The 19,679-nt window shown below is 67.3% G+C and carries 19 protein-coding genes; 9 read left to right on the top strand and 10 right to left on the bottom strand.

The window, feature by feature from the left end; translation table 11 throughout:
• Positions 1 to 252: 252 nt before the first annotated feature.
• Together recN and U4Z31_RS20685 are read right to left on the bottom strand one after the other, a co-directional pair.
• Positions 253 to 1,902, bottom strand: a complete 1,650-nt coding sequence (recN, locus tag U4Z31_RS20690) for a DNA repair protein RecN (RefSeq protein ID WP_044844043.1) — start codon at positions 1,900 to 1,902, stop codon at positions 253 to 255.
• Positions 1,903 to 1,921: 19 nt separating this feature from the next.
• Positions 1,922 to 2,824: an NAD kinase gene (locus tag U4Z31_RS20685; protein WP_124487961.1), complete on the bottom strand. Its 903-nt coding sequence runs from the start codon at positions 2,822 to 2,824 to the stop codon at positions 1,922 to 1,924.
• A gap of 130 nt (positions 2,825 to 2,954) precedes the next feature.
• Here U4Z31_RS20685 and hrcA point away from each other — a divergent pair, with 130 nt between their 5' ends.
• The 3 genes from hrcA (at position 2,955) to U4Z31_RS20670 (ending at position 5,592) form a co-directional block, all read left to right on the top strand.
• Positions 2,955 to 3,977, top strand: a complete 1,023-nt coding sequence (hrcA, locus tag U4Z31_RS20680; protein ID WP_011544637.1) for a heat-inducible transcriptional repressor HrcA — start codon at positions 2,955 to 2,957, stop codon at positions 3,975 to 3,977.
• A gap of 137 nt (positions 3,978 to 4,114) precedes the next feature.
• Positions 4,115 to 5,179 (top strand): ferrochelatase, encoded by a 1,065-nt coding sequence (gene hemH / locus U4Z31_RS20675; protein ID WP_321811270.1) that lies wholly within the window; start codon positions 4,115 to 4,117, stop codon positions 5,177 to 5,179.
• A gap of 5 nt (positions 5,180 to 5,184) precedes the next feature.
• Positions 5,185 to 5,592, top strand: a complete 408-nt coding sequence (locus U4Z31_RS20670) for an RNA-binding S4 domain-containing protein (RefSeq protein WP_124487960.1) — start codon at positions 5,185 to 5,187, stop codon at positions 5,590 to 5,592.
• Here the strand turns inward: U4Z31_RS20670 and U4Z31_RS20665 are convergent.
• Entirely contained in the window at positions 5,564 to 5,725 is a 162-nt protein-coding gene (locus U4Z31_RS20665) for a hypothetical protein (protein WP_006476841.1), read from the bottom strand. The two genes, U4Z31_RS20670 and U4Z31_RS20665, sit on opposite strands and share 29 nt — an antisense overlap.
• Positions 5,726 to 6,075: 350 nt before the next feature.
• Between U4Z31_RS20665 and grpE the strand changes: the two genes are divergently transcribed.
• The 5 genes from grpE to U4Z31_RS20640 all read left to right on the top strand — a co-directional run bounded on the left by grpE (position 6,076) and on the right by U4Z31_RS20640 (position 12,506).
• Positions 6,076 to 6,621, top strand: coding sequence for a nucleotide exchange factor GrpE (gene grpE / locus U4Z31_RS20660; RefSeq protein ID WP_044844047.1), 546 nt, complete (start codon positions 6,076 to 6,078; stop codon positions 6,619 to 6,621).
• Positions 6,622 to 6,631: 10 nt separating this feature from the next.
• A complete protein-coding gene (locus U4Z31_RS20655; protein ID WP_321811269.1) occupies positions 6,632 to 7,072 on the top strand; it encodes a thioredoxin family protein in 441 nt (146 codons plus the stop codon).
• Between the two features lie 147 nt (positions 7,073 to 7,219).
• A complete protein-coding gene (dnaK, locus tag U4Z31_RS20650; RefSeq protein ID WP_044844049.1) occupies positions 7,220 to 9,163 on the top strand; it encodes a molecular chaperone DnaK in 1,944 nt (647 codons plus the stop codon).
• 264 nt (positions 9,164 to 9,427) lie between these two features.
• A complete protein-coding gene (gene dnaJ, locus U4Z31_RS20645; protein ID WP_044844050.1) occupies positions 9,428 to 10,564 on the top strand; it encodes a molecular chaperone DnaJ in 1,137 nt (378 codons plus the stop codon).
• Between the two features lie 4 nt (positions 10,565 to 10,568).
• Positions 10,569 to 12,506 (top strand): bifunctional anthranilate synthase component I family protein/class IV aminotransferase, encoded by a 1,938-nt coding sequence (locus U4Z31_RS20640; protein WP_321811268.1) that lies wholly within the window; start codon positions 10,569 to 10,571, stop codon positions 12,504 to 12,506.
• A 7-nt stretch (positions 12,507 to 12,513) separates the two neighbouring features.
• Here the strand turns inward: U4Z31_RS20640 and U4Z31_RS20635 are convergent, their stop codons facing one another.
• The 7 genes from U4Z31_RS20635 to hda all read right to left on the bottom strand — a co-directional run bounded on the left by U4Z31_RS20635 (position 12,514) and on the right by hda (position 18,237).
• The gene (locus U4Z31_RS20635) at positions 12,514 to 12,966 is read right to left on the bottom strand and encodes an STY0301 family protein (RefSeq protein WP_321811267.1); all 453 of its coding nucleotides are present in this window, start codon (positions 12,964 to 12,966) and stop codon (positions 12,514 to 12,516) included.
• Positions 12,967 to 13,152: 186 nt separating this feature from the next.
• Positions 13,153 to 13,968 (bottom strand): 3-methyl-2-oxobutanoate hydroxymethyltransferase, encoded by an 816-nt coding sequence (gene panB, locus U4Z31_RS20630; protein ID WP_044844052.1) that lies wholly within the window; start codon positions 13,966 to 13,968, stop codon positions 13,153 to 13,155.
• Between the two features lie 43 nt (positions 13,969 to 14,011).
• Positions 14,012 to 14,698, bottom strand: coding sequence for a deoxynucleoside kinase (locus tag U4Z31_RS20625; RefSeq protein WP_044844053.1), 687 nt, complete (start codon positions 14,696 to 14,698; stop codon positions 14,012 to 14,014).
• Positions 14,695 to 15,237, bottom strand: coding sequence for a 2-amino-4-hydroxy-6-hydroxymethyldihydropteridine diphosphokinase (folK, locus tag U4Z31_RS20620; RefSeq protein WP_044844054.1), 543 nt, complete (start codon positions 15,235 to 15,237; stop codon positions 14,695 to 14,697). The genes U4Z31_RS20625 and folK overlap by 4 nt, the downstream gene beginning before the upstream one ends.
• 35 nt (positions 15,238 to 15,272) lie before the next feature.
• Complete coding sequence (gene pcnB / locus U4Z31_RS20615; RefSeq protein ID WP_321811266.1) at positions 15,273 to 16,808, bottom strand: polynucleotide adenylyltransferase PcnB; 1,536 nt, start codon at positions 16,806 to 16,808, stop codon at positions 15,273 to 15,275.
• Positions 16,809 to 16,813: 5 nt separating this feature from the next.
• The gene (locus U4Z31_RS20610; RefSeq protein ID WP_044844056.1) at positions 16,814 to 17,491 is read right to left on the bottom strand and encodes an HAD family hydrolase; all 678 of its coding nucleotides are present in this window, start codon (positions 17,489 to 17,491) and stop codon (positions 16,814 to 16,816) included.
• A gap of 11 nt (positions 17,492 to 17,502) precedes the next feature.
• A complete protein-coding gene (gene hda / locus U4Z31_RS20605; protein WP_044844057.1) occupies positions 17,503 to 18,237 on the bottom strand; it encodes a DnaA regulatory inactivator Hda in 735 nt (244 codons plus the stop codon).
• A gap of 247 nt (positions 18,238 to 18,484) precedes the next feature.
• Between hda and purM the strand changes: the two genes are divergently transcribed.
• Positions 18,485 to 19,540, top strand: a complete 1,056-nt coding sequence (gene purM, locus U4Z31_RS20600; RefSeq protein ID WP_014897998.1) for a phosphoribosylformylglycinamidine cyclo-ligase — start codon at positions 18,485 to 18,487, stop codon at positions 19,538 to 19,540.
• Positions 19,541 to 19,679: the final 139 nt, after the last annotated feature.

The following is a 19,679-nucleotide window of genomic DNA, read 5'->3' as shown; positions in this document are numbered from 1 at the left end:
GTTTGAATTCGGCGTTCGCGGCGGGACGCTCGAATCCGCGGGGCAGGGCGGGCGCGCCCGGGCGGCGCTCGTCCATCGAAAAACTGCGCCGTGCGAGCGGTTCGACCGGCAGATCGGTCTGCCTGCTCGCCCTGCCGCTGCAGGCCTGTTCCGGGAAAAGCGACACGCCACGTTCCGAATAACGTGGGGTTCGTCGGCGGTCCGGGACCGGCGCATGCGCCAATCTTCTACATTCGGCCGACGAAGCCGGCGTCAGGCCGCCAGCATTTCCTTCGCGTGCTTGCGCGTGGTGGCGGTGATCTCGAGCCCGCCGAGCATCCGGGCGACTTCCTCGACCCGGCTCGCCTTGTCGAGCGGGACGACCGACGAGACGGTGCCGCCGCGCTCGTCCGCGCCTTTCGCGACCTGGAAGTGATGGTCGCCGCGCGCGGCGACCTGCGGCAGGTGCGTCACGCACAGCACCTGGCGGTCGCGCCCGAGCTGGTGCAGCAGGCGGCCGACCACCTCGGCGACGCCGCCGCCGATCCCCGTGTCGACTTCGTCGAAAATCAGCGTCGGCGTCGGGCTGGCGGCGCTAGCGATCACGGCCAGCGCGAGGCTGATCCGTGCGAGTTCGCCGCCCGACGCGACTTTCGCGAGCGGCCGCAGCGGCACGCCCGGGTGCCCGGCGACCCGGAATTCGACCTGTTCGAGCCCGTGCGGGCCGCCGTCGGCGAGCGGCACGAGCGCGACTTCGAAGCTGCCGCCCGCCATCGACAGTTCCTGCATGCCGGCCGTGACGGCCGTGCCGAGCGCCTTCGCGGCCTGCGCGCGGGCCGTCGACAGGTGTTTCGCGTCGGCGAGATAGGCTTCCCATGCCTTCGCCTGCGCGGCTTCGAGCGCGCCGAGATCGGCGGCCGCGTCGAGCGCGGCGAGCTGCGCGCGGCGTGCCGCATGTTCCTCGTGCAGCGTGTCGGGCGGCAGCCGGAACTTGCGGGCGGTCGAGTGCAGCGCGTCGAGGCGCGTTTCGACCTGCGCGAGCCGGGCCGGGTCGAGATCGAGGCGCTGCGCGTAGTGCGACAGCGAATAGACGGCTTCCTGCAGCTGGATTTCGGCCGGTTCGAGCGACGCGAGCGCATCGCCGAGCCCCGTGTCGTAGTCGGCCAGGCTGCGCAGCTTCGACACGATCGCGCCGAGCTGCGGGAGCATCGCGTCGTCGGCCTCGGACAGCGCGTTGAGCGCGCCCTGCACGCCGGCGATCAGGTTCGCCGAATGCGACAGGCGCTTGTGCTCGCTGCCGACTTCGTCCCATTCGCCGGGTTGCGGTGCGAGCTTGTCGAGTTCGGCGAGCTGCCAGGCGAGCTTCTCGCGTTCGAGCTGCAGTTCGCGCTCATGCGCTTTCGCGGCGTCGATCGCCTGCGTTGCGTCGCGCCAGACGCGCCACGCGCGTGCGACGTTCGCGGCATCGGCCACGAGTCCCGCGTGCGTGTCGAACAGCTCGCGCTGCGCGTCGGGCCGCATCAGCAGCTGGTGCGCGTGCTGACCGTGGATGTCGACCAGCATCTCGCCGAGCTCGCGCAGCTGCGCGAGCGTCGCGCTGGTGCCGTTGATGAATGCACGCGAGCGGCCGTTCGCGTCGATCACGCGGCGCAGCATCACGGTGTCCTCGGCGTCGAACGCGTGTTCGTCGAGCCAGCGCGCGACGCGGTCGTGCGGCGTGAATTCGGCGGTGATGTCGGCGCGGCCGCAGCCGGCGCGCACGACGCTCGCGTCGGCGCGTTCGCCGAGCGCGAGGGCCAGCGCGTCGATCAGGATCGATTTGCCGGCGCCGGTTTCGCCGGAAAAGACGGTAAAGCCGCTGTCGAATTCGAGATCGAGCGCGGCGACGATGACGAAGTCGCGAATCGAGAGGTGGCGGAGCATGGTGTCGGGCGTGGGTGCGTCAGGACGCCTTGTCGTCTTCGTTCGATGCGTGTTCGTTCCAGTGCAGCTTCTTGCGCAGCGTCGCGTAGTAGCTGTAGCCGACCGGGTGCAGGAACGGCACCGTGTGCTTCGAGCGGCGCACCTCGATCGTGTCGTTCAGCTCGAGCGACGTGAACGACTGCATGTCGAAGTTCACGTTGACGTCGCGGCCGCCGACGATCTGGATCGCGATCTTCGAATCGTCGGGCAGCACGATCGGCCGGTTCGACAGCGCGTGCGGCGCGATCGGCACGAGCACGATGCCCTGGAGCTGCGGATGCAGGATCGGGCCGGCCGACGACAGCGCGTAGGCGGTCGAGCCGGTCGGCGTGGCGACGATCAGGCCGTCCGAACGCTGGTTGTACATGTACCGGCCGTCGACCGACGCGCGCAGCTCGACCATCCCGGAAAAGCCGCTGCGGTTCACGACGACGTCGTTGAACGCGAGCGCGTGGTAGATCGGTTCGCCGTCGCGCACGATCCGGGCCTCGAGCAGCGAGCGCTCCTCGCGCTCGAACTTGCCCGACAGGATCACCGGGACGCGCGCCTGCATGTCGGCCGCCGCGATGTCGGTGATGAAGCCGAGCCGCCCGTGGTTGATCCCGATCAGCGGTGTCTTGTACGGCGCGAGCTGGCGGCCGATGCCGAGCATCGTGCCGTCGCCGCCGAGCACGACCGCCACGTCCGCGCGCGCGCCGATCTCCGCCGGGGTGAGCGCCGGATAGCCGGAGATGCCGATCTCGCGTGCCGTTTCGGCTTCGAACACGACCTCGAAGCCGAGCTTCGCGATGCAGCCAGCCAGCGTGGCGAGCGGCTCGGCGATGCCGGGCGTGTTGCTCCGGCCGACGAGCGCGACGGTGTTGAACTGATTACCGGTTTTCATGCCGGCATTACACCATAGCTCGTTGACGAAAAGAACCGGCTGTGCGCGAACGGGGCCGGATCGGTCGGCCCGGGCGACAGTGGCCGCGGCCACTCGCCGTGCTCGCGCGGTTGCGCTAAAATTTTCCACCATGCTAGATCCTCGCGCACGAACCCTCCTGAAAACCCTGATCGAACGGTATATCGCCGACGGTCAGCCGGTCGGCTCGCGCACGTTGTCCCGTTATTCCGGGCTCGAACTGAGCCCGGCAACGATCCGCAACGTGATGTCCGACCTGGAGGAGCTCGGCCTCGTGTCGAGCCCGCATACGTCGGCCGGCCGCGTGCCGACGCCGCGCGGCTACCGGCTGTTCGTCGACACGATGCTGACGGTCGAGGCGCCGATCGACGCCGAGGCCGTCGCGCGCCAGGTGCAGAACACGCTGCAGGCCGGCGAACCGCAGCAGCGGGTCGTGGCGGCCGCGGCGAGCGTGCTGTCGAACCTGTCGCAGTTCGCGGGTGTCGTGCTGACGCCGCGCCGCAGCCACGTGTTCAAGCAGATCGAGTTCATGCGGCTGTCGGACAAGCGCATCCTGCTGATCATCGTCACGCCCGAGGGCGACGTGCAGAACCGGATGCTCGCGACGCCGCGCGACTATTCGCCGTCGCAGCTCACCGAGGCGTCCAACTACATCAACGCGCACTTCGCCGGGCTGTCGTTCGACGAGGTGCGCCGCCGCCTGCGCGACGAGATCGACCAGCTGCGCGGCGACATGACCACGCTGATGCATGCGGCCGTGACGGCCAGCACCGAGGTGCCCGACACCGAGGACACCGTGCTCATTTCCGGCGAGCGCAACCTGCTCGAAGTGGCGGATCTGTCGTCCGACATGGCGCGGCTGCGCAAGCTGTTCGACGTGTTCGACCAAAAGACGGGCCTCCTGCAATTGCTCGACGTGTCGAGCCACGCCCAGGGCGTGCAGATCTTCATCGGCGGCGAATCGACGCTCGTGCCGATCGAGGAAATGAGCGTCGTGACCGCGCCCTACGAGGTGAACGGCCAGATCGTCGGCACGCTCGGCGTGATCGGCCCGACCCGCATGGCGTACAACCGCGTGATCCCGATCGTCGACATCACCGCGCGGCTGCTGTCGCTCACGCTGAGCCAGCAGTAACCCGACCGATACCGTCCCGCCATCGTGCCGCGGCGCCGTGCGCACCGCCAGTCGGCCGAACGGCCAGCCGACCCGGGCGAGACGGCCCGCTATAATTGAGGGCCGTCCGACTGCGTGCCCCGAGCACGTTCCTGCCCATGCGTTTCGATCTTGAGCCGCCTTCGAGCGTCGCAGCTGCCCATCGCATCGGCGTGCTGCTGATCAATCTCGGCACGCCCGACGCCCCGACGCCGCGCGCGGTGCGGCGCTATCTGGCCGAGTTCCTGTCGGATCCGCGTGTCGTCGAAATCCCGCAGGTCGTCTGGCAGGTGCTGCTGCGCACGCTGATCCTGCCGCTGCGCGGTCGCGCGTCCGCGAAGAAATACGCGGCCGTCTGGATGCCCGAAGGCTCGCCGCTGCGCGTATACACCGAGCGCCAGACCGACGGCGTGCGCCACCTGCTCGCGTCGAACGACTATCAGGTGACGGTCGACTATGCGATGCGCTACGGCAGCCCGGGCATTGCGCAGGCGCTCGCGCAGTTCAAGCGTGCGGGCGTCGAGCGCGTGCTGCTGATGCCGATGTACCCGCAATACTCGGCGTCCACCACCGCGACGGCATTCGATGCCGCGTTCGCCGCGCTCGCGCGGATGCGCAACCAGCCGGAAGTGCGCACGGTGCGGCACTACGCCGACCATCCGGCCTACATCCACGCGCTCGCCGAGCAGGTTCGCCAGTACTGGGCGCAGCATGGCCGGCCCGACTTCGCGGCCGGCGACAAGCTCGTGCTGAGTTTCCACGGCGTGCCGAAGCGCACGCTCGATCTGGGCGACCCCTATCACGACCAGTGCCAGCAGACGGGCGCGCTGCTGATGGCCGCGCTCGGGCTGTCGACGCTCGAATGCCGCGTGACGTTCCAGTCGCGCTTCGGCAAGGCCGAGTGGCTGCAGCCGTACACGGCGCCGACGCTGCGCGAACTCGGCGAGGCGGGCGTGCGGCGGGCCGACGTGTTCTGTCCCGGTTTTACGGCCGATTGTCTGGAGACGATCGAGGAGATCGGGATGGAGGTGCGCGACGAGTTCATCGCGGGCGGCGGCCAGGCGTTCCACCGGATTCCGTGCCTGAACGGCGCGCCCGCGTGGATCGGCGCGGTGGGCGAGATCGTCGCCGAGAATCTGCAGGGCTGGCCGGTGAAGGCCGCGCAGCCCGAAACGGTGAGTTGAACGCGATGAACTACAGGATTTCGACTGAGCCCGGCGCGAAGCTGCGCATCGACAAATGGCTGTGGGCGGCCCGCTTCTTCAAGACGCGCTCGCTCGCGTCCGACGCGGTCGACAAGGGCCACGTGAAGATCGGCGGCGCGGCGGTGAAGCCGGCCAAGGACGTGCGCGTCGGCGACGAGGTCGAGATTGCGATCGACGGTGTCGTCTGGCACATTGCCGTGCTTGGCATTTGCGACGTGCGCGGGCCCGCGAGCATCGCGCAGACGCTTTACGAGGAAACGGAAGCGGGGCGCGTCGCGCGGCTCGCCGAACTGGAACGGCGCCGCACCTATCGCGAGCCGGCGGCGGAACTGCACGGCCGGCCGACCAAGCGCGACCGGCGCATCATCGACAGATTTTCTGGTGGGAGCTGAACATCTGGTCGAACGTCGCCCGCGCGCTGCCGTATTCGGTCGTGCGGTCGGTGACGGCTCCGGACAGGCAGATGGTGGTGGTGCCGGCAATCAGTACCAGCGCGACCACCGATATGGCAAAGGTCAGTTTCACGGTACGCGCCTCGATGGGACTGTGAATGCAGCGCCAGGTGGATGTCAGGCGCCGGTAAGCTAGGGTAAACGCGCTTTTTCGACGCTTGAATGGAGTGTAGTGCACCCCCCTGTGCCGAGCTAGTACTTGCCTGGTAAGCGTTGTTACCGGTCGTTTCGTCCGATCCGGCGACAAATGCACGTAATCGGCGGCGCGCAGCGCGGTTGTTTCACGGCATTGGCGAATGCCGGTGAATAACCCCCTTGAAATCGCAGTTTTCGCCCTTATTTGCACCAACAATGTGCGGTGCCGCCGACATACGGTCCGGCGGTTGCCGATTTGGCTTCAACCTCTAATCGACTTTCAGCGACATGGAAAACACGCAAGAGAACCCGGCTACCCAATCGGCCGAAGACATCGGCAGCGAGAAGCAGGCGGCGCAAGGCGCGGCGCCCGCCGCCGAAGCAGCCGACGCGGCGCTCGCGGAGGCTCAAGCCAAGGTCGCCGAGCTGCAGGAGAGCTTCCTGCGGGCGAAGGCCGAGACCGAGAACGTCCGCCGCCGCGCGCAGGAAGATGTCTCGAAGGCGCACAAGTTCGCGATCGAGGGCTTCGCGGAGCACCTGCTGCCCGTGCTGGACAGCCTCGAGGCTGCCGTCGGCGATACGTCCGGCGACATCACGAAGGTGCGCGAAGGCGTCGAACTGACGCTGCGCCAGCTGACGAGCGCGCTCGAGAAGGGCCGCGTCGTCGCGATCAACCCGGTCGGCGAGAAGTTCGATCCGCACCAGCACCAGGCGATTTCGATGGTGCCGGCCGAGCAGGAGCCGAACACCGTCGTGACCGTCCTGCAAAAGGGTTACATGATCGCCGACCGCGTGCTGCGCCCGGCGCTCGTCACGGTCGCCCAGCCGAAGTAAGGCCGACGCGATGGTTCCCGCCGGCGTCGATCCGGCCGCGTTCGACGCGTTCGACATGCAGGCGCTGGCGGCCGACACGTTCGACGCCGCGATCGCCGGCGCCGGGGATGCGCTCGCCGTGGTGTTCTTCTGGGGCGTCGACTGCTTCAACTGCGAGATCGCCAAGAAGGCGATGCTCGCCCAGCCGGACGCGATCCGCGCGCTGGATCTGAAGTGGTTCCATTGCAACGTGTACGAACATCATGAGCTGGGGCGCCGCTTCGGCCTGCACGGCGTGCCGACGTGGTTCTTCTTCCACCGCGGCAAGCGGCTCGGCCGCGCGACCGGCTGGCATGGCCTCGCGCAGTTCCAGGCGGCGGTGTCGGCGGCGCGCGCGAAGATCGCCGCGGCGGCCGGCGCGCCGTCGGACCGCGACGCCGGTCCGTACGATCCGGCTACCGGCGGCGATTGAAAAAATTTAATATCCGCATCGCTTGGCGGGTCTTGAAAACGGATCGGCCGGACGCATTTCGGGAACAGAGTTGAATTCTGGCGCGCGAAACTGCCCAAAAACGCGGGGTTTCGCGCAGCAAACAAGCATTTCTGGAGATTAGGAAAAATGGGAAAGATCATCGGTATTGACCTCGGCACCACGAACTCGTGCGTCGCCATCATGGAAGGCAACCAGGTCAAGGTCATCGAGAACTCGGAAGGCACGCGCACGACGCCGTCGATCATCGCCTACATGGACGACAACGAAGTGCTCGTCGGCGCGCCGGCCAAGCGTCAGTCCGTGACCAACCCGAAGAACACGCTGTTCGCCGTGAAGCGCCTGATCGGCCGCCGCTTCGAAGAGAAGGAAGTCCAGAAGGACATCGGCCTGATGCCGTACGCGATCATCAAGGCCGACAACGGCGACGCATGGGTCGAAGCGCACGGCGAGAAGCTCGCGCCGCCGCAGGTGTCGGCTGAAGTGCTGCGCAAGATGAAGAAGACGGCCGAAGACTACCTCGGCGAGCCGGTCACGGAAGCCGTGATCACGGTGCCGGCGTACTTCAACGACAGCCAGCGCCAGGCAACCAAGGACGCCGGCCGCATCGCGGGCCTGGAAGTCAAGCGGATCATCAACGAGCCGACGGCAGCCGCGCTCGCGTTCGGCCTCGACAAGGCCGAGAAGGGCGACCGCAAGATCGCCGTGTATGACCTCGGCGGCGGCACGTTCGACGTGTCGATCATCGAGATCGCGGACGTCGACGGCGAAATGCAGTTCGAAGTGCTGTCGACCAACGGCGACACGTTCCTCGGCGGCGAGGACTTCGACCAGCGCATCATCGATTACATCATCGGCGAGTTCAAGAAGGAGCAGGGCGTTGACCTGTCGAAGGACGTGCTCGCGCTGCAGCGCCTGAAGGAAGCCGCTGAAAAGGCGAAGATCGAGCTGTCGTCGAGCCAGCAGACCGAAATCAACCTGCCGTACATCACGGCCGACGCATCGGGTCCGAAGCACTTGAACCTGAAGATCACCCGCGCGAAGCTGGAAGCGCTGGTCGAGGATCTGGTCGAGCGCACGATCGAACCGTGCCGCATCGCGATCAAGGACGCCGGCGTCAAGGTGTCGGACATCGACGACGTGATCCTGGTCGGCGGCCAGACCCGCATGCCGAAGGTGCAGGAGAAGGTGAAGGAGTTCTTCGGCAAGGATCCGCGCCGTGACGTGAACCCGGACGAAGCCGTCGCAGTCGGCGCGGCGATCCAGGGCCAGGTCCTGTCGGGCGACCGCAAGGACGTGCTGCTGCTCGACGTGACCCCGCTGTCGCTCGGCATCGAGACGCTCGGCGGCGTGATGACGAAGATGATCAACAAGAACACGACGATCCCGACGAAGCACGCTCAGGTGTATTCGACGGCGGACGACAACCAGTCGGCCGTGACGATCAAGGTGTTCCAGGGCGAACGCGAGATGGCGGCAGGCAACAAGCTGCTGGGCGAGTTCAACCTCGAAGGCATCCCGCCGTCGCCGCGCGGCGTGCCGCAGATCGAAGTGACCTTCGACATCGACGCGAACGGCATCCTGCACGTCGGCGCGAAGGACAAGGCGACCGGCAAGGAAAACAAGATCACGATCAAGGCGAACTCGGGCCTGTCCGACGCTGAAATCGACCAGATGATCAAGGACGCGGAAGCGAACGCAGCGGAAGACCACAAGCTGCGCGAGCTGGCTGATTCGCGCAACCAGGGCGACGCGCTGGTCCACAGCACGAAGAAGGCGCTCACCGAGTACGGCGACAAGCTGGACGCGGGCGAGAAGGAAAAGATCGAAGCGGCGCTGAAGTCGCTCGAGGACGTGCTGAAGGATACGTCGGCCGACAAGGCGGCGATCGACGCGAAGGTCGAGGAACTCGGTCAGGCTTCGCAGAAGCTCGGCGAAAAGATGTACGCCGACATGCAGGCGCAGCAAGCCGGCGCGGCGGGTGCAGCGGAAGGCGCGGCCCAGGCGGGCGGTGCGCAGCAGGCTGCCGACGACGTCGTCGACGCCGAGTTCAAGGAAGTGAAGAAGGACTAAGCCGGGTTGCAATGGCACCGTACGCCGCGCGTGGAAACGCGCGCGGCGCGGTTGACCAACGACTGAAAGCGGTCTGTCTTTCCTTCCGGATGGCCGGATCGACTCCACGCCTGGCGGGCTTCGCGGCCCTCCGGGCACATTTGTTTTTTGGCGGGTGCTGCGCGAGCCGTCCGCGGACGGCGCAGCGCCAGACGAGTCGAGAGACTTTACTGCGGGCGAAAGGAGCCGCCGCGTGCGTGACGCGCGACGGCACAGTGAATCGATATGGCGAAACGGGATTACTACGAGGTTCTGGGCGTCGCGAAGAACGCGAGCGACGACGAAATCAAGAAGGCGTATCGCAAGCTTGCGATGAAGTATCACCCTGACCGCAATCCGGACAACAAGGATGCGGAAGAGCATTTCAAGGAGGCGAAGGAAGCCTATGAAATGCTGTCGGACGACCAGAAGCGCGCGGCATACGACCAGTACGGCCACGCGGGCGTCGATCCGAACATGGGCGGTGCGGGCGCACAGGGTTTCGGCGGCTTCGCGGATGCGTTCGGCGACATCTTCGGCGACATCTTCGGCCAGGCCGCGGGCGGTGCCGCGCGCGGCGGCCGCGGCGGTCCGCAGGTGTATCGCGGCGCCGACCTGCGCTACAGCATGGAAATCACGCTCGAGCAGGCCGCGCACGGCTACGACACGCAGATCCGCGTGCCGAGCTGGGTGTCGTGCGAAGTCTGTCACGGGTCGGGCGCGAAGCCCGGCACGAAGCCGGAAACCTGCCCGACCTGTCACGGCCAGGGCACGGTGCGCATGTCGCAGGGCTTCTTCAGCATCCAGCAGACCTGCCCGAAGTGCCACGGCACCGGCACCTACATCCCGGAACCGTGCGTGCACTGCCACGGCTCGGGCAAGGTGAAGGAAACCAAGACGCTCGAAGTGAAGATCCCGGCCGGCATCGACGACGGGATGCGGATCCGCTCCGCCGGCAACGGCGAGCCGGGCATCAACGGCGGGCCGCCGGGCGACCTGTACGTCGAGATCCACATCAAGCCGCACTCGGTGTTCGAGCGCGACGGCGACGATCTCCACTGCCAGATGCCGATCCCGTTCACGACCGCCGCACTGGGCGGCGAGATCGAGGTGCCGACACTGGCCGGCCGTGCGTCGTTCCCGGTGCCGGAAGGCACGCAGTCGGGCAAGACGTTCCGCCTGCGCGGCAAGGGGATCAAGGGTCTGCGTTCGAGCATCGCGGGCGATCTGTACGTACACGTGCAGGTCGAGACGCCCGTGAAGCTGACCGACCAGCAGCGCGACCTGCTCAAGCAGTTCGAGAAGTCGCTGGCCGAGGGCGGTGCGCGTCACAGCCCGCAGAGCAAGAGCTGGTTCGACCGGGTGAAGAGCTTCTTCGAGTAACGGCATGACTGAAGGCAACGAGAGCGCGTCGTTCGCGCTCTTGGACGATTGCGACTCGACCGCGTCCGCGCGGTCGAGTCGTTTGTATTCCGGTTTCGTGCGCGAACGCGTGTGCACGGTTCCGGCACGGCTCGACGAAGTCGATGCGGCGGTGGCGCAGGATCTGCGCGACGGGCTGCATGCGATCGTCGTCGGCGACTACGAATTCGGACGCAATCTGGACAGAGCGCAGCCGGGCCATGCCCCGCTGCGCTTTTTGCTGTATGCGCGCTGCGAGCGCCTGTCGCGCGACGAAGTCGATGCGTGGCTCGCGCAGCAGGACGGCGGTGGCCCGCCGTCGATCGCGGGCGTCGCGCATGTCGCGAAGAGCGTGTCGCGCGACGCGTTCGACGCAGCGATCGCCGCGGTGCACGACGCGCTGCGGGCGGGCGATTCGTATCAGATCAACTACACGTACCGGCTGAATTTCGACATGTTCGGCACGCCGCTCGCGCTGTACCGGCGGCTGCGCGCGCGTCAGCCCGTGCGTTACGGCGCGCTGATCGCGCTGCCCGACGGCGCGTGGGTCGTGTCGTGCTCGCCGGAGCTGTTCGTCGAGAAGCACGGCGACGTGCTGCGCGCGCGGCCGATGAAGGGCACCGCGCCGCGCTCGGCCGATCCGCGCGACGATGCGGCGGCTGCCGCGTTCCTCGCGAACGATCCGAAGAACCGCGCGGAAAACGTGATGATCGTCGACCTGCTGCGCAACGACGTGTCGCGGATCGCGCGCACGGGCACGGTCAAGGTGCCGGCGCTGTTCTCGGTCGAGCCGTACGCGTCGGTGTGGCAGATGACGTCGACGGTCGAGGCCGGCTGGCGCGACGGCACCACGTTCGCGCAGATGCTGCGTGCGCTGTTTCCGTGCGGATCGATCACCGGTGCGCCGAAGCACAAGACGATGGAACTGATCGACGCAATCGAGTCGACGCCGCGCGGGCTCTATACGGGCGCGATCGGCTGGCTCGATGCACCGAAGGAAGGCCTTTCGGCAGGCGCTGCGGTGCCCGACGGCGTGGCCGGCTGCGGCGATTTCTGCCTGTCGGTCGCGATCCGGACGCTGACGCTCGATGCGGTCGGTATGAATGCTGCCGCAACGATCGGCTCGCCCGACGCGGCAACGGCCGCTAGCGGCCGGCGGCGCGGCAGGATGGGTGTCGGCGCGGGCATCGTGCTCGACAGCGTCGCCGCCGACGAATATGCGGAGTGCGAATTGAAAGCGCGATTCCTGACCGATGCCGATCCCGGCTTCCAGTTGTTCGAAACCACGGCCGCGACACGTGCGGACGGCATCCGGCATCTCGAGCGCCATCTCGCGCGGCTGCAGCGCAGCGCGGATGCGTTCGGCTTCCGCCTCGACGCCGACGCGTTGCGCCGCGAGATCGACGCGCGTTGCGCGGCGCTCGACGGCGACGGCCCGTACCGGATGAAGCTCGCACTCGCGAAGGACGGCACGGTCGACATCACGGCCGCGGCACTGAAGCCGCTGCCCGCGGGGCCGGTCGGCGTGATGCTCGCGTCCGCGCACGGCTTCGCGCCGACCCGCACGGACGACGCGCTGCTGCTGCACAAGACGACGCGCCGCGCCGAGTACGACCGTGCGTGGCAGGCGGCGGAAGCGCTCGGCGGCTTCGACATGCTGTTCGTCAACGAGCGCGGCGAGGTGACGGAAGGCGGGCGGTCGAATGTGTTCGTGAAGCTCGACGGCCAGTGGGTGACGCCGCCGCTGGCGAGCGGCGTGCTGCCGGGCGTGATGCGCGGTGTGCTGCTCGACGATCCGGCGCTAGGCGCAAAAGAGCGTGTGCTGACGCTCGACGATGTGCTGAACGCGGACGAGTTGATGATCTGCAATGCGTTGCGCGGGTCGGTCGCGGCGCGGCTGATTCAAGGCAGCGCACCGGCCTGAACGCGGATTACTTCCCCGGCGTGCATTGCCAGCTTTGTACGATGGCGTGCCCACGCCTGTAACGCGCGACGCAAGTCTGCGCCTGTCTGCCGAGCGGTCGTGCGATCACGACGCTCGTATTCCCGTAGTCGCATGAGACCCAGTAATCCTCACGGTTTTCAGCGAGCGACCAGGTATAGACGTCGCTTTTGCGTTCGGAGCGCGAGCGGTTCGGCAGCAAGGACATCATCCGGTCCGGCGGCCCTGACCAGAAGGTGACGCTGGCAAGCGGGTAGGTGCTTTGCGTGTCGAAGCTTTTCCAGCCATCGGGTGGTTGACCGTCGAGCTGCTGGGTAACGGCAACGCGTGCGGGGCAGTTTGCGGTCGCAGCGGACGCGGGTAATGCGACGAGCGGACTGCATGCGAGCGCGGCGATGGCGAGCAGCCGATGTTCAGCCGCCTTTTCATACACATGCGCCATCTTTTCCACTCGTTCGCTTGACGAAGGTTTGATGGTCGCAGCGACGAAGGTGTGCAGGAATAGGACGAGTTAGAAAGTACGTATTGTCCGCAATGCACTACGAGAAACGGCGCACCGCATCGCGGCCACGTCAGCGAGTGTGCCGCAGCAAGCACCGACCGCGCGCCACGGCACGCCCGTCCCGCGTCAGAACGAGTGTTCCGGGCCCGGGAACGTGCGGTCCTTCACCGCGCTCACATACGCCTCGACGGCCGCCTGGATGTTCGGCTGGCCCTGCATGAAATCCTTCACGAAACGCGGCCGCTTGCCGGGGAAGATGCCGAGCATGTCGTGCAGCACCAGCACCTGACCCGAGCAATCGAGGCCCGCACCGATGCCGATCGTCGGGATCTTCAGCATGTGCGTGACTTCGGACGCGACGAGCGTCGGCACCGCCTCGAGCACCACGAGCTGCGCGCCCGCATCTTCGATCGCCCGCGCATCGCGCAGCAACTGCGCGGCGCCGGCCTCCGTGCGGCCCTGCACCTTGAAGCCGCCGAACGCATGCACCGACTGCGGCGTGAGGCCGAGGTGCGCGCACACCGGCACCGAGCGTTCGACGAGGAAGCGGATCGTGTCGGCGAGCCATTCGCCGCCTTCGAGCTTCACCATCTGCGCGCCGGCGCGCATCAGCGTGACCGCGTTCGCGAACGCCTCGGCCGGCGTGCCGTACGTGCCGAACGGCAGATCGGCGACGACGAGCGCGCGCGGCTGCACGCGCGCGACGCATGCGGTGTGGTACGCGATGTCGTCGAGCGACACCGGGAGCGTGGTCGTGTGGCCCTGCAGCACATTGCCGAGCGAATCGCCGATCAGCAGCACGTCGGTGCCGGCGCGATCGAGCAGCGCGGAAAAGCTCGCGTCGTAGCAGGTGAGCATCGCGATCTTCTCGTCGGCTTCGCGCATTGCCTGCAGCTTGGGCACCGTGACGGCAGGCCGGCTCGATTCCTGGAGATAGGTCATGGGAAATCCGGTTCGATGGGGAGGAGCGACAGGCGAGGACGCGTCAGCGCGTCGTCTCGCCCTTGACGAAGAATTCCTTGCGGCCGCGCATCGTGTCGATGCGCTCGACCAGCAGCGCGAGGTCTTCGGGGGAATCCAGCGGGTTCAGGTGTTCGGCTGCGACCGTCAGCACCGGCGTGCGGTCGTAGTGATAGAAGAATTCGTTGTATGCATCGACGAGCGAGCGCAGGTACGCGTCGCTGATCTGCAGCTCCATCGGCAGCCCGCGCTTCTGGATGCGCGAGAACAGCACCTCGGGGCTCGCCTGCAGGTAGACGACGAGATCGGGCGCGGGTGCCTGCGGCACGTCGAGGTGCGTCGCGATCGACCGGTACAGTTGCCATTCGTCTTCCGGCAGGTTCAGCCGCGCGAAGATGTCGTTCTTCTGCGGCATGAAATCGGCGACGACGGGCCGGCCTGTATCGAGCGCGCCGATCAGTTCGCGCGCCTGCTGCGCGCGCTGCAGCGCGAACGACAGCTGCGCGGGCAGCGCATAGCGCGCGGTGTCGCGATAGAAGCGTTCGAGGAACGGGTTGTCCTGCGGTCGTTCGAGCAGCGCCTGCATCGACCAGCGCTCGGCGAAGAGGCGCGCGAGCGTCGTCTTGCCGACGCCGATCGGGCCTTCGATCACGAGATAGCGATGCGGGGCGCGCAGGTCGGGCGCGGTGACGGTCAGCGGAGTGGTGTTCATCGGCAGGGGTTCTTGTCGGCGTCAGCGCCGGCGGCAAGGGCCTTCTGCATCAGGCATTGGCAGGTCTGCACCTTCTCGACACGCTGATCGGCGACGGCGGCGAGGAACGCATCGGCGCGGCCGCGCGCGGGGATGTCGAGCGCCGGTTCGATTTCGACGAGCGGCACGAGCGCGAATGCGCGATCGGTGAGGCGCGGATGCGGGACGATCAGGTCGGGTTCGTCGATCGAATCGGAGCCGAACAGCAGGATGTCGAGGTCGAGCGTGCGCGGCGCGTTGCGATACGGGCGCTCGCGCCCGAAGTGATGTTCGATCTTCTGGCAGAGCGCGAGCAGCTCCCGGGCCGACAGCGTCGTGTCGAGCTTGACGACGCAGTTGTAGTAATCGTCGCCGCCCGCTTCGAAGGGCGCCGTGCGATACAGGCTCGATTTGCCGAGGATCGAGATGGTGCGCTGCTGCGCGAGGCACACCACCGCGTCCTTCAGGGTCTGGCGCGCATCGCCGAGATTCGCCCCCAGTCCGATATATGCAACCGTCATGGCATCACTTCCTACGTCGTTCGCCGGCGAGCGCGTCAGTCGTCGGAACCGCCCGCGGTGTCCGGCGCCTGCTCGGCGGTGCCTTCGCCCGGCTTGCGGTTTCGCGCACCGCCGCGGCGGCGCCGCTTGCGGGGCGATTTTTCCTTCGAGCCGCCCTGCGTGAGGAGTGCCTCACGGGCGGCCGCGTCGCCTTCGATGAAATCCGTCCACCACTGTCCGACTTCCGCATCGAGCTCGCCGGATTCGCAGCGTAACAGGAGGAAATCATACCCCGCTCTAAACCTTTGGTGTTCCAGCAGCCGCATCGCGCTGCGGCCCGAGCGTTTTTCGAGGCGCAGTTGCAGGCCCCAGATCTCGCGCATGTCGGCCGAGTAGCGCTTGTGGATCGCGAGCTTCTCGGTCTGCATGTCGAGCACGTCGTCCATCGCGCGATGGAGCGCCGGCACCGGGATTTCGCCCTCCGCCGTGTATTGCTCGAAGCGCTGGCGCATGTCGTGCCACAGCAGCGTCGCGAACAGGAAGCCCGGCGACACCGGCTTGCCGGCGCGCACGCGCGCGTCGGTGTTGTTCAGCGCGAGCGTGATGAACTTCTCGCCCTGCGGCTGCTCGAGCACGACGTCGAGCAGCGGCAGGAGCCCGTGGTGCAGGCCTTCCTTGCGCAGCTGCTGCAGGCACGCGAGCGCGTGGCCCGACAGCAGCAGCTTCAGCATTTCGTCGAACAGGCGCGCGGCCGGCACGTTGTTGATCAGGTCGGCGAGCGCGTTGATCGGCTCGCGCGTGTGCGGCTCGATCTCGAAGCCGAGCTTCGCCGCGAAACGCACGACGCGCAGCATCCGCACCGGATCCTCGCGGAAGCGCGTGGCCGGGTCGCCGATCATCCGCAACAGGCGGGCGCGCATGTCGGCCATCCCGTCGTGGTAGTCGAGCACCGTCTGCGTCGACGGGTCGTAGTACATCGCGTTGATCGTGAAGTCGCGGCGCGCGGCATCTTCGTGCTGTTCGCCCCACACGTTGTCGCGCAGCACGCGGCCGCTCGCGTCCACCGCATGCGTGCGGCGGTCGAGCTCGTCGCGCTTCAGGCGCCTCGGCGGCTCGGCCGCGGCGGCTTCGGGCGGCGCGTCGACCAGCGCGCGGAACGTCGACACCTCGATCAGTTCCTGGCCGAACTGCACGTGGACGATCTGGAAGCGGCGGCCGATCAGCCGCGCGCGGCGGAACAGGCGCTGCACCTCGGTCGGCGTCGCGTCGGTCGCGACGTCGAAGTCCTTCGGTGCGATGCCGAGCAGCAGGTCGCGTACGGCGCCGCCGACGATGAACGCGCGAAAGCCCGCCTGCTGCAGCGTGTCGGTCACGCGCACGGCGTTCCGCGAGATCAGCGACGGATCGATCTGGTGCACGCTGGCCGGCACGACGGTCGGCTCGTGGTTGCTGCGCGCCTTTTTGGCGCCGCCGCCGCGGCTCCCCTTCGCGGGGCGCGGGGCAGGGGCCGTTTCGACGGCGGGCGCCTCGACGGGCGACGTGTGTTCGGCGCCGTCCTGGCCGAGCAGCTTGCGAATGAATTTTTTGATCACGACGTTCAGAAGAGATCGAGGATGCGCCAGCCGCGGTCGCTTGCATGCGCACGCAGCGTGTCGTCGGGGTTGGTCGCGATCGGGTCGGTGACTTTCTCGAGCAACGGGATGTCGTTGTGCGAGTCGCTGTAGAAGTAGCTGTGTTCGAAGTCGTCCCAGTGCTTGCCGAGCGACGCGAGCCACGCTTCGGTGCGCACGATCTTGCCTTCGCGATAGCTCGGCGTGCCGGTCGGCCGGCCCGTGTACGGCGAGTCGGGATGGCCGTCGGTCGTTTCGACCTCGCACGCGATCAGCGTGTCGACGCCGAACGCGGTCGCGATCGGACGCGTGATGAATTCGTTGGTCGCGGTCACGACGCAGCACAGGTCGCCGGCATCGAGGTGCTTGCGCACGAGTTCGAGCGCGGCGGGCGTCATCGCGGGGCGGATCACCTCGTGCATGTACTGCTCGTGCCATTCGGCCAGCTGCGCGCGCGAATACTTCGCGAGCGGCGTGAGCATCGCGCACAGGTAAGCATGGATGTCGAGCTTGCCGGCCTTGTAGTCGGCGAAGAACTGATCGTTCTGACGCGAGAAGCTTTCCGCGTCGACGATGCCGAGCTTCACCATGAAGCGGCCCCATTCGTGGTCGCTATCGGTCGGGATCAGCGTGTGATCGAGGTCAAAGAGTGCCAGATTAGTCATGGAAGCGCATTTTACTCGAAGCGGTTCGGGCCTGTGCCCGGTGGTGCGATGTCGTCGCCGGGGCGGGCCAGCATCCGGCGCAGCAGCGGCAGCGTGACGGCGCGTTTCTGCTCGAGCGAGAAGCGGTCGAGCGCGTCGAGCAGCGCCATCAGGCTCGGCATGTCGCGGCGGAAATGGGTGAGCAGGTAAGCGGCGATGTCGTCGGTGAGCGCGATCCCGCGCTCCTTCGCCGCGAGCTTCAGTACGGCGATCTTGCCGGCGTCGGACGGCGGCGACAGGTGGAACACGAGCCCCCAGCCGAGGCGCGTGCGCAGATCCTCGCGCACGTCGAGCGCGAGCGGCGCCGCGGGGCCCGCCGCGACGAACGCGCTCGACGGGTGCGCGCGGACCTCGTTGAACAGGTTGAACAGCGCGACCTGCTGCGTGTCGCTCATCTTGTCGCAGTCGTCGATCGCGTAGATGCCGATGCGCGGGTCGAACGTGAACGCGCCGAGCGGGCTTTGCGGCGTCAGGTAGCGCGCGTAGCCGTACGACGCGTCGCTCACGAGCGCCTGCAGCAGGTGGGTGCGGCCGCTGCCGGGCTCGCCCCAGATGTAGAACGACCGGTCCGGCACGGGCCCCGCCGCGAGCGCGAGGTCGAGCTTCTGGAGCCGCGAGATGAGCTCGTCGTTCTCCTCATTCATGATGAAGTTGTCGAACGTGGCGGGCGGCGGCGTGCCGAGATCGAGCGTCAGTTGACGGGACACAACAGTCACAATGCAGGTCGGTTGATGAAACGCGCGCCGTACGCCGGGCACGCGCGGGGGGCTGCTCCGGTGCCTGAACACGCGGCCGCACGCACGGCGGCGCGCGGTTTCCGGCGCGGCTCGCGGGGCGATGAAAACGGGGACGTGTCGACCAAGATGCAATCCCTGACGATTCGGTGCTGGGAATTCCGGCCAACGGGCCGGCTTCGGGTAAAATCGCATTTTACCGACCTTCTCGCATTCCCCCATGAATCCTCCGAAATCCGCTCCCGACGCCCAAGGTCTGTCCTACCGCGACGCAGGCGTCGACATCGACGCGGGCGACGCGCTCATCGACAAGATCAAGCCTTTTGCGAAGAAAACCCTGCGCGACGGCGTGCTCGGCGGCATCGGCGGGTTCGGCGCGCTGTTCGAAGTGCCGAAGAAGTACCAGGAGCCCGTGCTCGTGTCGGGCACCGACGGCGTCGGCACCAAGCTCAAGCTGGCGTTTCATCTGAACAAACACGACACCGTCGGCCAGGATCTGGTGGCGATGAGCGTGAACGACATCCTCGTGCAGGGCGCCGAGCCGCTGTTCTTCCTCGATTACTTCGCGTGCGGCAAGCTCGACGTCGACACGGCCGCGACCGTCGTCAAGGGCATCGCGCATGGTTGCGAACTGTCGGGCTGCGCGCTGATCGGCGGTGAAACGGCCGAAATGCCGGGCATGTACCCGGACGGCGAATACGACCTGGCCGGTTTCGCGGTCGGCGCGGTCGAGAAGAGCAAGATCATCGACGGCAGCACGATCGCCGAAGGCGACGTGGTGCTCGGCCTCGCGTCGAGCGGCATCCACTCGAACGGCTTCTCGCTCGTGCGCAAGATCATCGAGCGCGCGAACCCCGACCTGTCGGCCGATTTCCACGGCCGCTCGCTGGCCGACACGCTGATGGCGCCGACGCGCATCTACGTGAAGCCGCTGCTCGCGCTGATGCAGAAGCTCTCGGTGAAGGGCATGGCCCACATCACCGGCGGCGGCCTCGTCGAGAACATTCCGCGCGTGCTGCGCGAAGGCCTCACGGCCGAGCTCGACCAGAACGCGTGGCCGCTGCCGCCGCTGTTCAAGTGGCTGCAGGAGCACGGCGGCGTCGCCGACGCGGAAATGCACCGCGTGTTCAACTGCGGGATCGGGATGGCCGTGATCGTCTCGGCAGCCGATGCCGACGCGGCGATCGCCGACCTGACGGCCGCCGGCGAACAGGTGTGGAAGATCGGCACCGTGCGTGCGAGCCGCGAAGGCGAGGCGCAGACGGTCGTGGTCTGACGCAGCGCACGCAGGATGCAGCAAGGAAAGCCGCCCGGAGTCGATCCGGGCGGCTTTTTTTCTGGCGTGGCCGTTGGCGTATCGGCGGGCGGCCCGAAAGAGGAACGACGATGACCGAAGACGACGGTGTCGCGCGCAA

Source organism: Burkholderia sp. BCC1985 (genome assembly GCF_905339915.1).
In the GTDB taxonomy this organism is placed as follows: Bacteria; Pseudomonadota; Gammaproteobacteria; order Burkholderiales; family Burkholderiaceae; genus Burkholderia.
This window is presented reverse-complemented; position numbering and strand designations above follow the sequence as displayed.